Here is a 12,749-nt window from a genome sequence, read left to right as displayed (position 1 = left end):
AATAGTTTGAAACGGCTTTTTTTAGGTATTGTATTTTTTATCCTTGAAATGAATCTACTCCTGCAGTCTCCATTTTACGGTCTACTTTTTTTACCAATCCTTGAATTACTTTTCCAGGACCAATTTCGGTGAAAAGTGTTGCACCATCAGCAATCATATTCTCCATGGTTTGGGTAAAACGAACTGGAGCAGTTAGTTGAGAAACCAAATTTTTCTTGATTTCTTCGGGGTCGGATATCGGCATTGCATTTACGTTCTGATAAACAGGACAAATTGGAGTAGAGAAAGTAGTATTCTCAATAGCTTCTTCCAATTCAACACGTGCAGGTTCCATTAAAGGAGAGTGAAATGCACCACCCACTTTTAGTGGAAGAGCTCTTTTTGCTCCAGCAGCCAATAATTTCTCGCATGCAATTTCGATTCCTTTCATACTTCCCGAAATTACCAATTGTCCAGGGCAGTTGAAATTAGCAGGAACAACAATTTCGTTAATTTCCTTACATATTTTCACAACAGTTTCATCATCTAGTCCGATGATAGCAGCCATAGTTGAAGGCTCAATTTCGCAAGCTTTTTGCATTGCAGCAGCACGCTGAGCAACCAATCTAAGACCATCTTCGAAAGACAAGGTACCATTAGCAACCAAAGCCGAAAATTCACCCAAAGAGTGACCTGCTACCATTTGAGGTTTAAAATCATTGCCAAGAGTTTTGGCCAATATTACAGAGTGCAAGAAAATTGCTGGTTGCGTAACATTTGTTTGTCTTAAATCCTCATCGGTTCCTTCAAACATTAGGTCGGTAATCTTAAAACCTAAAATATCGTTTGCTAGTTCAAAATGCTCCTTTGCAAGCTCTGAATTTTCGTACAGGTCTTTTCCCATACCAACAAATTGGGCTCCTTGCCCAGGAAATACATATGCTTTCATATTTTTTTTCAATTAACAATTTTCAATTCACTAATATGCTTCTTTGGTAAGGAATTGATTATTAGGATAAGATTTTAAAATCTTTCGGGCGCAAAGATACCTATTCAATACGCAAAGTGCAATTTAAATTACACATAGTGAAATCGATCGTCTTCGTTTTCCGAGGATTGGCATTTGTTTAATAACTGGATTTAGTTGCGATTAAGCGAATAAACTCTTCTCGGGTAGCTACTTTTTCGAAAGCTCCAGTAAAGTCGGATGTTGTGGTAATTGCATTTTGTTTTTGAACACCTCGCATCGCCATGCACATGTGTTGCGCTTCAATAACGACAGCAACACCTAGCGGATTTAACGTGTTTTGAATACAATCTTTAATTTGAGTAGTTAAACGTTCCTGAACCTGTAAACGGCGGGCAAAAGCATCTACAACTCGGGCAATTTTACTCAATCCGGTAATGGTACCGTTAGGGATATAAGCAACGTGTGCTCTTCCAACAAATGGAAGCATATGGTGTTCGCACATCGAATAAACTTCTATGTCTTTTACAATTACCATTTGGCGATAGTCTTCCTGAAATATGGCAGATTTTAAGATGTCTTCAGGATTATTGTGATAGCCTTGCGTTAAAAATTGCATGGCTTTGGCAACTCGTAAAGGAGTTTTTAAAAGACCTTCTCGTTCGGCATCTTCCCCTAATAGTTCAAGTACTTTTTTATAGTGAAACATTAACTGTTCTGTAGTTTCCTGATCGTATTTTTCTATTTTTGTAAAACCTTTATGGTTGTCTTCGTTGGTTGAAAATTCCATCTGTATTTCGTGTTTTTAAATTAAGTCGCAATTTTGACTTGCAAAATAAGTATAAATTTCACCTATATAACAAACTTTTTAAAGCTTTTGTTTGGGCTAAGTTCTTGCATCAATGGAGATTTTAGTAATTGCGGGCAATTTTTCGGTGCTGCAAAATTTTATCAGTCAACTAGTTTTAGTTGAAAATTTAGGAAAAAACTATGCTCGATTTAGTTATCAGGAGAAAGAGCTTGATATATTAATTTCGGGAACCGGAGGAAGTGTTACCTCCTATTTTCTAACCAAATCATTAAATTTTAAGCAATACGATTTTGTAATTCATTTAGGCAGGTGTTTTAGTTTAAAAGACCAACTAGAATCTGGTATTGTTGTAAATGTAATTGATGATTACTTTGGAGATATGGGTTTTGGAGCCAATGAAAGTTTTTCTTCGGTGTTCGATTTAGGGATGCAAAATAAAAGCGAATTCCCTTTTGTAAATGAAATGCTCGAAAATAATCTTTTGTTGCCCGAATTTCAATCTCAATACCGAAAAGTAAGTGGAATAAGTTGCAATGCTATTCCTAACAGTCTGTTCGGAATTGCGAATATGTATTTAAAAAATCATCCAGATATAATTAGTCGCGACGGAGCAAGTGTTTTATACATCTGCATGGAAGAAAAGGTGAAATTACTTCAGCTTTTTTATGTGGTGGATCGACTTGAAAACGCAAGTGAAAACTATCAAATTGAGGAGCTCGAAGTGGCAAAGCTTACCGAAGCTTTGGAGGTAAGCTTAGCCCAAGTGTTGTAATTATATTAATTCAATTTTATTGCAATTGCTTTTTTGTAATAGACAGATTGAAATACACCTCGCGCCAACATAAATGCTAGCATAGCAATCCATAGACCATGATTTTGAAGGCTATTGCTTAAAAAAAAGTAGCAGGGAATGAAAACAAATAGCGTTGCAGCCATCATTGTTTTTCTCATGTACTTCGAAGCGGTAGCACCAATAAAAATTCCATCAAGTAAAAAGGATCCAAAACTTAGGATTGGTAATAAAATTATCCATTTAATATAGTCTTGTGCTTCCAAAATAATTGCCTCACTATTGGTTAATGTCGACAATATCCAATTACTACTTGTTGCATAAAATAAGGTAAAAGCCAGACTTATTCCTATTCCCCACATAAAAAGCAGACGAATAACGTGTTTCAATCCATTTTGATTTTTAGCACCAATAAATTTCCCGACTAAGGCTTCGGCAGCAAATGCAAAGCCATCCATAAAGTAGGAAAAGATGAATAAGAATTGAAGAAGCAATGAATTTACTGCGAGTATATTCTTGTTGTTGCTGGCCGATTCAGTAGTAAAAAAGGTAAAAACAAAGATAATGCAGAGGGTTCGAATAAAAATATCCTTATTAATAAGAATAAAGTGTTTTAATTCTTTCATCTTCATCATTCCTTTTGCACTCCAATAACGAAAAAGACGTTGATAATAATGGGAGATAAAAAACAAAGCAAGAAATAAGCCACAGTATTGGGCAATTACAGTTCCTAATGCAACTCCGCGTGCATCTAAATCCATTCCGTAAACAAAGAACGACGACAAAGCAATATTAATAATATTACAAATAATGGCAATTATCATTGGAATCTTGGAATTCTGCATGCCAATAAACCAGCCTGTTAATGCATATAAACCAATAGTTGCAGGCGCAGCCCAAACACGAATATAGTAGTACGATTTTGCAATTTCCTCCACCGATTTTTCTGAGTTGATTACATAAAAACTAAGGTCGGCAATTGGTTTTTGCAGAATTAAAATGAATATACTACCTAGTAATGCTACAAAAAGTGCTCTAGATAAGGAAAGAATGGATTCGCTAAGATTTCTGGCACCATAAGCTTGCGCCGTAATTCCTGTTGTACCCATGCGTAAAAAGGCAAATCCCCAATAAAGAAAATTAAAAATGGTTCCACCTAAAGCAATTGCACCAATAAAATCAACTTTCCCCAAATGTCCCATTAAAGCTAAATCGACAATCCCCAATAGGGGAATAGTGATATTGCTAACAATATTTGGAAGTGCTATATGAAGAATTCGTTTGTTCACGATACTATTTTGAGAAGTTTTAAGGACACGAAAGTAGCTAAAAATCTTGTATCTAAAAGAACACAGTGCGGATCTAAAAATAAAAGACAAAAAAGTCTTTAAATTATTTGGATCTAATCCAGATAAAAATTAGCTTTGTTTTAGTGTTAGAAAAATAGATAGTAATTACAATTAAAATACATACAAAATATGGCATTTGAATTACCAGAATTACCATATGCTTACGATGCTCTCGAGCCACATATTGATGCAAGAACAATGGAAATCCATCATTCAAAACATCATGCCGGCTATACCAATAATTTGAATGCAGCACTTGCAGGAACAGCAGCCGAAGGCAAAAGCATTGAGGATATATTAGCGAACATTTCGAAGCAATCAGTTGCAGTAAGAAATAATGGAGGTGGTTTTTTTAATCACGATTTATTTTGGCAGGTGATGTCTCCAAAAGGAGGAGGAAAGCCTTCGGGATCCCTATTAGGAGCAATTGAAAAAGATTTTGGATCGTTTGATTCATTTAAAGAAGAATTTTCCAAAGCTGCGGCTACTCGATTTGGTTCTGGTTGGGCATGGTTGGTGAAACTACCAAACGGCCAGCTAGTTGTTAGTTCAACTCCAAATCAAGACAATCCATTAATGGATGCAGCAGAAGTAAAAGGAACACCAATTTTAGGATTGGATGTTTGGGAACACGCATATTATCTGAAGTTTCAGAATAAAAGACCAGATTACATTTCAGAATTTTGGAATGTAGTAAATTGGGAGGAAGTGGCTAAACGCTTTCAGGATTAGTTTTGTTTATTGTTTTTTTGATTTTGGGACCGGCTTTCTTTGGAGAGCCGGTCTTTTAGTTTTAATACTGTTCGCTATTGGTTATGTGGAGAATTATGTTGAAATTGTATCTTAAATCAAAAAAACAAAGTCATGATACACGAACTACCAAAATTACCTTATGCTTTAAATGCACTTGAACCTTCTATTAGCCAAAAAACATTGGAGTTTCATTATGGCAAGCATCATCAGGCCTACATTACAAATTTGAATAATTTAATAAAAGGAACTGCTTTTGAAAAGGCTAGTTTAGAAGATATTGTTCGACATTCCGAAGGTGGAATTTTTAATAATGGGGCACAGGTTTACAATCACACTTTTTATTTTATGGCTTTAAGCCCAAAAGGAGGAGGAGAACCTAAAGGAAAATTAGCCGATGCAATAAAAGAAACTTTTGGCTCCTTTGTTGCTTTTAAAGAGGAATTTTCGAAAGCTGGAGCAACTTTATTTGGATCGGGATGGGTTTGGCTGGTTGCCGATGCTCATAATAAGCTTCGAATAATGAAAAAAAATAATGCTGGCAACCCAATTACTGAAGGCATGCAACCCGTTTTAACGATGGATGTATGGGAACATGCTTACTATTTAGACACGCAAAATGCTCGTCCGAAATATATCGAGAACTTTTGGAATGTTGTAAATTGGGAAGTCGTTGAAAAGCGATTTATGGAGTTATAAAGAATTAAAGAATAGAAAAGCGGTGATTTGAATAGATATCATCGCTTTTTTTATGCCATAATTTGGAACATTCATGCAATTGTAATTTTGGCTATTATTTGGTAGTAGTAATTCTTTTTACGGAAATAGGCTATTTTCTTTTCATTCATAGCTAGTTGCGCTTGTAATTCATTTTGCTTTGCAAATTGTTTGTATTCAATATAGATAGTAAAACAGAAAATGATTTGTTTTTTTCTTGACGGGTAAGGAAAATTCACTTAATTTAAGGAAACAACGGCTTTATAGACAAAAATAAATCCCTAAAAAATGATTAGTAACAGATGATAAGAGAACTAATTTTAAAGAACAGAAGTTACCGCCGATTCGATGAACAGGAAGAACTTTCTTTAGAGAATATTAAACAATGGATTGATTTGGCTCGAATGGGAGCATCCGGCAGAAACGGGCAAACGCTTAAATATCAAATTGTACTGAGTGAAGAAAAACGAAACAAGGTGTTCGAAACTTTAGCTTGGGCTGGTTATTTGTCCGATTGGGACGGACCAATAGCAGGCGAAAGACCTACGGCTTATGTCATTATGCTGAACGATGAAAAATTAGGTAAAAATTATTTTAGTGACGATGGAATTGCGGTTCAGAATTTGTTGTTGGGAGCAGTAGAACAGGGATATGGTGGTTGTATTCTTCGTGCATTTAAGGAAAAAGAATTGCGTGAAGTTTTGCAAATTGCTTCGGATTATAAAATAATACAAGTTGTTGCTCTGGGAAAACCTGTTGAAGAAGTGGTTTTGGAAGAAATGAAGAACGGAGATATTAAATATTGGCGCGATGAAAATCAGATTCATCATGTTCCAAAGCGAAAGTTAGAAGATCTGATACTTGGAAATCTATAAGAAGTAAAATTTTAGAAATGAAAAAAAACGTAGTTAGTTGTTTAGTCGTACTTCTGGTTCTACTTGCAATAGAAGATGTAAGTGCTCAAAAAGTGAGAACGGATTCTATCTTTTTCACGGGTGCAGTGATGGATCAGGAGGAGCTATCGCCATTGCCTTATTCGCATTTTCGGGTAAACGATAAAAGAGCAGGAACTTCCAATTCTTATGGAAGGTTTTCGTTTTGGGTGAATGCCGGCGATACTATTCGATATACCTATGTGGGATATCATGAGGTACAGATAATTGTGAGCGATAGCTTAAAACAAGATTCTTATTTGTTTGGTGTGTTTATGGCCAAGGATACCATTGCGCTTCAGGAAGTATTAATTCTGCCTCGATTTGGTAATTTTAGGGAAGCATTTATTAATGCAAAAGTGAATACGCCGGAATATGTTCGGGCCAAAAACAATATTAATACTGCAACCTACGAAGCACTTACCAAGCAACCTGATAAAATGGATGCCAAAGCAAATACCGATATGTTGGTGAAGCAACATGTGGTAATGAATGAGCATCATGTAATGGTTCCACCCGATATGATGGTGGGAGTGAGTACCACACGAACTTTGCCCGAAGTGCAAAGATTGAAGAGAAAGAAAGACTTAAAGATTCCCGATAATTTAATCACCGATAAGGAGATTACAACTTTAAAACAAATGTATAAGTACGGATTAAAAAAAGAATAAAAAAAAAGCGGGTGTCCAAAAAATATCGTTCCATTGTCATTTTGATCCCGATAGCTATCAGAATAGCTCAATTAGGTTAATTCGAAACAGAATATTCCTTTTTGGACACTCTCTTTTTTATCGCCAAAACAGAGCGAATGATTACCCTCGGCTGAATAAAGCTTTTATAATTAGCATTGCCATTTTTGGATTTTCTTTTAATCGTCGAGTGGAATATCCAAACCAATCTTTTCCGAAAGGAACATAAACACGCATAGTGTGTCCTTTGTCGGTAATCATTTTTCGAAGTTCGGGGGTAACTCCGTAAAGCATTTGGAATTCATATTTTTCCTTAGGCACTTTATATTTTTCAATTAACTCGAAGGCAGGTTCTACTAAATTCTTATCGTGGGTTGCAATTCCAGGATAAACATCGTTTTGGAGCATAAACTCCAATCCTTTAAGGTAGTTTTCGTTAATCTTATCGTATTTTTTATAGGCAACTTCGGCTGGTTCTACATAAATTCCTTTACAAAGACGATAGTTTAATTTCGAAGTACCGTTTTGCATGTCCATCATATTACTAATATCACCAAGAGTTCTTTTTAGATATGCCTGAACTACTAAACCAACGTTTTTAGGGAATTCGGCTTTTAATTTTCTAAAAAGTTGAATCTCTTTATCAACACAAAGAGAATCTTCCATATCTATACGAACGAAGTTGTTGTATTCTGCTGCTTTTGCTACCACGGTGCGAATATTCTGATAGCAAACTTCTTCATCAATTAGCAAACCAAAAAAAGTTGGTTTCACCGAGTAGTTACCATCCACTTTATTTTCCTGAAAAGCTTCAATAATAGCAAGGTAAGCCTCTTTATTTTCAGTTGCCTGATTTAAATCTTTTATAAATTCACCTAAAAGATCAACGGTGACTTTAATGCCCTCTTTATTTAGTTCTTTCGATGCTGCAATTGCATCTTCGATAGTTTCGCCGGCAATGTATCTTTTAGAAAAGATCCAGACCAGCTTTTTAGGCATATATGGCAGGGTAGCTGCTATTAATTTATTAAACATTGGGAAAGGTTTTAAAATTGTTACTAGGGTTAATTTATGACTCCAATGTAAATAGTATTCTAAAAGAAAAGAATGACGTTTATCAGCAATTATTATTTCCTAAGCATTAGGGCAGTGCAGGGATTCCGAATAATAAATTTGAGGTCGCAGTATTTTTTAGTCTCCATTTTAAGCTTATATTTGTTAGGCAAAAATCAAAAAAAATAAATAATACCGAAAATGTCTTTACTGATTCAGATTTTCCTTAAGAAGGAAATCTTTATTCTGATTCAGAATTTTCAGTCAACCGGGGAAATATCTTGATAATTAAATCTTAAAAATACCTATGAAAAATTTATCTATTGTTTTAAATGCGGTACTAATAGTTGCAGTTGGAATTCTTTATGTACTTCATTTTTCTAACTCATCAACCGATTCTACAAAGGCAAAATCAGTAGCAGGCGAAGGCGCAGTTGTATATATTAATACCGATTCATTATTAACCAGCTATAATTTCTCACGCGATTTAAATGAGGCGTTTCTTAAAAAGCAGGAAGATTCAAGAACCGATTTTAATTTTAAAGCTCAAAAATTAGAGAAAGAAGCTGGTGAGTTTCAATATAAAGTTCAAAATGGTGGATTTTTAAGTCGCGAAAGAGCAGAAGAAGCGCAACGTGTACTAATTGGAAAACAACAAAATTTACAGCAATTAGAGCGGGAGCTTTCAAATCAATTAATGGGAGAGCAACAAGCCAATAGCAAAAGATTGTTTGATAGTGTTACTAACTATTTGAAGGAATACAATGCATCTCATAACTACAGCTTAATTTTAAGTACAACCAAAGGTGGCAATGTTCTTCTTTCTCAGGATGGATTAGATATTACCGGCGAAATTATTTCTGGTTTAAATAGCAGATATACCGCTCCAGCTAAGTAAATTGTACACAATATAGGAGAAGGGCAGATAAGCGATGCAAGCTATCTGCCCTTTTTTATATCTTTGTTTTTTTAAGATATGAGATGTCAGAAATGAGATGATAGATTAAAAGAGAATATTATAACTTAAAATCGTGATTTGTTGAGGTGTGTACATTAAAATTGATGGGAGAAGTCTCAAATCTAAATGCTCAGATCTCAAATCTAAAATAAGAATATGGCTTTCGCTGATAAATACCTAAAGAAACAACGACTGTACCCAGATTATATTACAGATACCGTTTCGGAACAACTAAGTATTATTGTAACAATTCCTTGCTTTAACGAGCCTGATTTACTTCCAAGTTTAGAGGCTTTATGGAATTGTGAACGTCCCGATGGGGAGGTAGAAGTAATTGTGATTGTTAATTCGGGAGAGGTTGTAAGCGAGGTAATTTTAGCTCAAAACGAGAAAACTATTGTAGCTGCAATGGCATGGATGACGACTCATCAGGATGAAAAATTAAAATTTTATCTGATTCATCAAGCCAATTTGCCGAAGAAATTTGCCGGGGTTGGATTGGCACGAAAAATTGCCATGGATGAGGCCGTAAGCCGTTTCAATAAAATCGACAAGCCAAATGGAATCATTACTGGTTTCGATGCCGATTCGGGATGCGATACGAACTATTTTGTGGAGCTTGAGAAGTTGTTTAAAAAGCATCCGAAAGCCAATGGAGCCAATATATTTTACGAGCATCCTTTAGAGGGAAGCGATTTTAAGCAACCAATTTATGATGCCATTGCCCAGTACGAACTTTATTTGCGGTATTACATGCTAGCCATGCGCTTTGCTGGGCATCCGCATGCTTATCATACGGTAGGTTCTAGTTTTGCAGTTAGTGCCAACGCTTACATTAAACAAGGAGGAATGAATCGCCGTCAGGCGGGAGAGGATTTTTATTTTTTGCAAAAGATTATTGCTTTAGAAAAGTTTTACGAGATAAAAACCACGCGGGTAATTCCATCCCCACGTGAATCGGATCGGGTTCCATTTGGCACCGGAAAAGCCATTTCTACTTTTATGGAAGAAGGGATTACTGATTATAAAACCTACAATTATTCTGCTTTTTTAGATTTAAAAAAGTTCTTCGATCGAGTTGATGATTTTTATGGAGTTAATTACGATATCTATTTACATCAATTAATTGTGGATCTTCCCGGACCAGTTCGTTCCTATTTAAAGGAGGATAATTTTTTCGAAGCTTTGGATGAAATCAATCGAAATTGTTCGGGTATTGAATCGTTTCGAAAGAAGTTTTTTGGTGCTTTTTCTGCTTTTAAAGTGTTAAAATACTTAAATAATGTTCACGAACAATTTATCGAGCCAGAAAGTATTGTTGTTTGTGCCAAGCAATTACTCATCGATCTTGGAATTGAAACCAAAGGAATTTATACTGCCAAGGAGCTATTGGAAATTTATAGAGAGTACGAAAAAACGCATGAATAAAAAAAAGACCTCGCGAGGTCTTTTTTTTATTCTTCTATCATTATAAATATATCTTCGTTTTTCTTCTTCATTAAATACTGTTCGCGGGCGAATTTCTCTAAATTTTTCCGATTGGTTTTCAGTTCGTGAATTCGATTTTTGTCGGTTTCTATTTTTTCAATAAAGTAAGCTTTTTCTTTTTCAAGAGATTCAATCGTATTCTCATTTCCTTTTCGCTCCCAAATAGAATGCTGGTCGAAAAACAGCAACCAAAAATAAAAGATCAGAAAGGTGATTACGTATTTGTTACGCACAATTCTGAGAAGTATTATTTTTGTTTTTTTTGGATTCATAGCGTGTTTATTTGCATGCTAAATTACAAAGAATATGTGAAAGTTTGAAAACAGGAGAGAGTTAAAAAATAGAAGCGTAAAAAGATTGCATTTATGAACTGCTTGGTAAATAAAAAACGACCGAAGCGAACTCCGGCCGTTTTACCCAATATAATTTGTGTTCTAAAAACAGGAATTAATTATTTTTCCCGATTGAAGATACATCAACTATTTGATATACTAATCTTCTAAAAAGTTTGGATACATATAATCTGTAGCCGAAACAAAAGTTTCTTTAATGGTACGTGGAGAAACCCAACGCAATAGGTTAATCATCGAACCTGCTTTATCGTTGGTTCCAGAACCTCTACCACCACCAAATGGTTGTTGTCCAACAACAGCACCAGTTGGTTTGTCGTTAATGTAGAAGTTACCTGCAGTATGTGTTAAACGTTTCACTAATTTTTCAATTGCATAACGAGAATCAGCAAATATGGCACCTGTAAGTGCATACATCGATCCTTTATCTAGAATATCTAAAGTCTCGTCTATTTTATTGTCTTCATATACGAAAATGGTCATTACAGGGCCAAATAGCTCTTCTCCCATGGTAACGTAATCCGATTTTAATGCACGAATAATAGTGGGAGCAATAAAATAACCTACCGATTTGTCGTAAGTACCACCAGCAACAATTTCCGCATCAGGAGAAGCTTTTGCAGCATCGATAGCTGCAGCTAATTTATCGAAAGAAGTTTCGTCGATTACAGCATTCACGAAATTAGTGAAATCTTCCGTTCCACCCATTTTAATTTGTTTCAAATCTTCCTTAACAAAAGCCATTACTTCGTCGTATTTGCTTGCAGGAATGAATGCACGAGAAGCTGCAGAACATTTTTGACCTTGATATTCGAATGCTCCACGAGTTATAGCTGTTGCAACCTCTTTAGCAGGAGCAGTTGGATGCATAAAAATATAATCCTTACCACCTGTTTCGCCTACGATACGAGGATATGATTTGAATTTATGAATGTTTTCACCAATTTTTTTCCAGATATCCTGGAATACACCTGTAGAACCTGTAAAGTGAATACCTGCAAAATCAGGAGAACTAAATAGTACCTCAGAAGCAGCAGGACCCGAAACATATACCAAGTTAATAACCCCGGCAGGAACACCTGCTTTCTGGAAAATTTCCATTAAAACCTGAGCCGAGTAAACAGCCGTTTTCGATGGTTTCCAAACAATACAGTTTCCCATCATAGCCGGAGCTGTTGGTAGGTTACCAGCAATAGCAGTAAAGTTGAAAGGAGTTAGTGCAAATACGAATCCCTCCAAAGGACGTTGCTCTACACGATTCCAAATTCCTTTCGATGAAATAGGCTGTTGCTTGTAAATATCAGTCATGTACTGAACGTTAAAACGTAGGAAATCTGCAATTTCGCAAGCAGAATCGATTTCAGCTTGAAATGCATTTTTTGATTGTCCCAACATGGTAGCTGCATTTAATTTTTGACGATATGGTCCTGAAATTAATTCGGCAGCTTTCAAGAAAATAGAAGCACGATGCTCCCAAGCCAAAGCTTCCCAAGCAGGTTTAGCAGCTAGAGCTGCATCAATGGCCATTTGAATATGTTTTTTCTCACCTTGATGATAATGACCCAACACATGCTGATGATCGTGAGGAGGAGTCATTGCAAATAAGTTCCCAGTGCGTACTTCTTCGCCACCAATGTACATAGGCACATCGATTACTTCAGAACGCATTTTTTTAATTGTTGCTTGCAATTCAGCTCTTTCAGGAGAGCCTGGAGCATAAGACAAAATTGGCTCGTTAGTTACGGCTGGAACGTTGTATATACCTTTTGGCATGATGTTGTGGTTTAAAGGGTTATTTATCTACTTTAATTTTCACTCTGAACAAATTTATAAAAAAAAGTACGATTGATTTATGAGGATTATCATACTTGCAAAAAAGCTAATAAATCGTGTGGTGTAGGAATTTCACAAGTAAT

13 protein-coding genes are annotated in these 12,749 nt (G+C 35.6%); 7 read left to right on the top strand and 6 right to left on the bottom strand.

Translation table 11 applies throughout. From position 1 onward, the window contains the following. Window positions 1–37: 37 nt before the first annotated feature. Window positions 38–928 carry an ACP S-malonyltransferase gene (gene fabD, locus BZG02_RS01085; protein ID WP_101259561.1) on the bottom strand — a complete coding sequence of 297 codons (891 nt, stop codon included), beginning with the start codon at window positions 926–928 and terminating at the stop codon, window positions 38–40. Between the two features lie 178 nt (window positions 929–1,106). Then, entirely contained in the window at window positions 1,107–1,736 is a 630-nt protein-coding gene (folE, locus tag BZG02_RS01080) for a GTP cyclohydrolase I FolE (protein ID WP_101259560.1), read from the bottom strand. A gap of 112 nt (window positions 1,737–1,848) precedes the next feature. On the opposite strand from folE, the gene BZG02_RS01075 reads away from it, so the two are divergent. Next, the gene (locus BZG02_RS01075) at window positions 1,849–2,529 is read left to right on the top strand and encodes a hypothetical protein (protein ID WP_101259559.1); all 681 of its coding nucleotides are present in this window, start codon (window positions 1,849–1,851) and stop codon (window positions 2,527–2,529) included. Between the two features lie 5 nt (window positions 2,530–2,534). Here BZG02_RS01075 and BZG02_RS01070 read toward each other — a convergent pair whose 3' ends face one another. Continuing rightward, window positions 2,535–3,836 carry an MATE family efflux transporter gene (locus BZG02_RS01070; RefSeq protein WP_101259558.1) on the bottom strand — a complete coding sequence of 434 codons (1,302 nt, stop codon included), beginning with the start codon at window positions 3,834–3,836 and terminating at the stop codon, window positions 2,535–2,537. Between the two features lie 189 nt (window positions 3,837–4,025). Here BZG02_RS01070 and BZG02_RS01065 point away from each other — a divergent pair, with 189 nt between their 5' ends. The 4 genes from BZG02_RS01065 to BZG02_RS01045 all read left to right on the top strand — a co-directional run bounded on the left by BZG02_RS01065 (window position 4,026) and on the right by BZG02_RS01045 (window position 6,966). Continuing rightward, complete coding sequence (locus BZG02_RS01065) at window positions 4,026–4,628, top strand: superoxide dismutase (protein WP_101259557.1); 603 nt, start codon at window positions 4,026–4,028, stop codon at window positions 4,626–4,628. A 132-nt stretch (window positions 4,629–4,760) separates the two neighbouring features. Further along, window positions 4,761–5,345, top strand: coding sequence for a superoxide dismutase (locus BZG02_RS01060; RefSeq protein WP_101259556.1), 585 nt, complete (start codon window positions 4,761–4,763; stop codon window positions 5,343–5,345). 320 nt (window positions 5,346–5,665) lie between these two features. After that, window positions 5,666–6,238, top strand: a complete 573-nt coding sequence (locus BZG02_RS01050) for a nitroreductase family protein (protein WP_101259554.1) — start codon at window positions 5,666–5,668, stop codon at window positions 6,236–6,238. Between the two features lie 17 nt (window positions 6,239–6,255). Continuing rightward, window positions 6,256–6,966 (top strand): peptidase associated/transthyretin-like domain-containing protein, encoded by a 711-nt coding sequence (locus tag BZG02_RS01045; protein ID WP_101259553.1) that lies wholly within the window; start codon window positions 6,256–6,258, stop codon window positions 6,964–6,966. A 141-nt stretch (window positions 6,967–7,107) separates the two neighbouring features. Here the strand turns inward: BZG02_RS01045 and BZG02_RS01040 are convergent, their stop codons facing one another. Continuing rightward, a complete protein-coding gene (locus tag BZG02_RS01040) occupies window positions 7,108–8,019 on the bottom strand; it encodes a proline dehydrogenase family protein (RefSeq protein ID WP_101259552.1) in 912 nt (303 codons plus the stop codon). 325 nt (window positions 8,020–8,344) lie between these two features. Between BZG02_RS01040 and BZG02_RS01035 the strand changes: the two genes are divergently transcribed. Both BZG02_RS01035 and BZG02_RS01030 read left to right on the top strand, forming a co-directional pair. Continuing rightward, the gene (locus BZG02_RS01035) at window positions 8,345–8,935 is read left to right on the top strand and encodes an OmpH/Skp family outer membrane protein (RefSeq protein WP_101259551.1); all 591 of its coding nucleotides are present in this window, start codon (window positions 8,345–8,347) and stop codon (window positions 8,933–8,935) included. A 216-nt stretch (window positions 8,936–9,151) separates the two neighbouring features. After that, a complete protein-coding gene (locus BZG02_RS01030; protein WP_101259550.1) occupies window positions 9,152–10,423 on the top strand; it encodes a glycosyltransferase family 2 protein in 1,272 nt (423 codons plus the stop codon). A 26-nt stretch (window positions 10,424–10,449) separates the two neighbouring features. On the opposite strand, the gene BZG02_RS01025 is transcribed toward BZG02_RS01030, so the two are convergent. Then, a complete protein-coding gene (locus BZG02_RS01025) occupies window positions 10,450–10,755 on the bottom strand; it encodes an FtsB family cell division protein (protein ID WP_101259549.1) in 306 nt (101 codons plus the stop codon). 219 nt (window positions 10,756–10,974) lie between these two features. Next, window positions 10,975–12,606 (bottom strand): L-glutamate gamma-semialdehyde dehydrogenase, encoded by a 1,632-nt coding sequence (gene pruA / locus BZG02_RS01020; protein ID WP_101259548.1) that lies wholly within the window; start codon window positions 12,604–12,606, stop codon window positions 10,975–10,977. Window positions 12,607–12,749: the final 143 nt, after the last annotated feature.

This window comes from Labilibaculum filiforme (genome assembly GCF_002843315.1).
In the GTDB taxonomy this organism is placed as follows: domain Bacteria; phylum Bacteroidota; class Bacteroidia; order Bacteroidales; family Marinifilaceae; genus Labilibaculum; species Labilibaculum filiforme.
Note: the sequence above shows the minus strand (reverse complement) of the source record. Positions and strands in the feature narration are given on the sequence as shown.

What these genes read in the sequence shown, in the direction of transcription:
- BZG02_RS01035 (WP_101259551.1), top strand. Translation starts at nt 8,345, where the DNA reads ATGAAAAATTTATCTATTGTTTTAAATGCGGTACTAATAGTTGCAGTT.
- BZG02_RS01030 (WP_101259550.1), top strand. Translation starts at nt 9,152, where the DNA reads ATGGCTTTCGCTGATAAATACCTAAAGAAACAACGACTGTACCCAGAT.
- BZG02_RS01075 (WP_101259559.1), top strand. Translation starts at nt 1,849, where the DNA reads ATGGAGATTTTAGTAATTGCGGGCAATTTTTCGGTGCTGCAAAATTTT.
- BZG02_RS01050 (WP_101259554.1), top strand. Translation starts at nt 5,666, where the DNA reads ATGATAAGAGAACTAATTTTAAAGAACAGAAGTTACCGCCGATTCGAT.
- BZG02_RS01060 (WP_101259556.1), top strand. Translation starts at nt 4,761, where the DNA reads ATGATACACGAACTACCAAAATTACCTTATGCTTTAAATGCACTTGAA.
- fabD (WP_101259561.1), bottom strand. Translation starts at nt 928, where the DNA reads ATGAAAGCATATGTATTTCCTGGGCAAGGAGCCCAATTTGTTGGTATG.
- BZG02_RS01045 (WP_101259553.1), top strand. Translation starts at nt 6,256, where the DNA reads ATGAAAAAAAACGTAGTTAGTTGTTTAGTCGTACTTCTGGTTCTACTT.
- BZG02_RS01065 (WP_101259557.1), top strand. Translation starts at nt 4,026, where the DNA reads ATGGCATTTGAATTACCAGAATTACCATATGCTTACGATGCTCTCGAG.
- BZG02_RS01040 (WP_101259552.1), bottom strand. Translation starts at nt 8,019, where the DNA reads ATGTTTAATAAATTAATAGCAGCTACCCTGCCATATATGCCTAAAAAG.
- pruA (WP_101259548.1), bottom strand. Translation starts at nt 12,606, where the DNA reads ATGCCAAAAGGTATATACAACGTTCCAGCCGTAACTAACGAGCCAATT.
- BZG02_RS01025 (WP_101259549.1), bottom strand. Translation starts at nt 10,755, where the DNA reads ATGAATCCAAAAAAAACAAAAATAATACTTCTCAGAATTGTGCGTAAC.
- folE (WP_101259560.1), bottom strand. Translation starts at nt 1,736, where the DNA reads ATGGAATTTTCAACCAACGAAGACAACCATAAAGGTTTTACAAAAATA.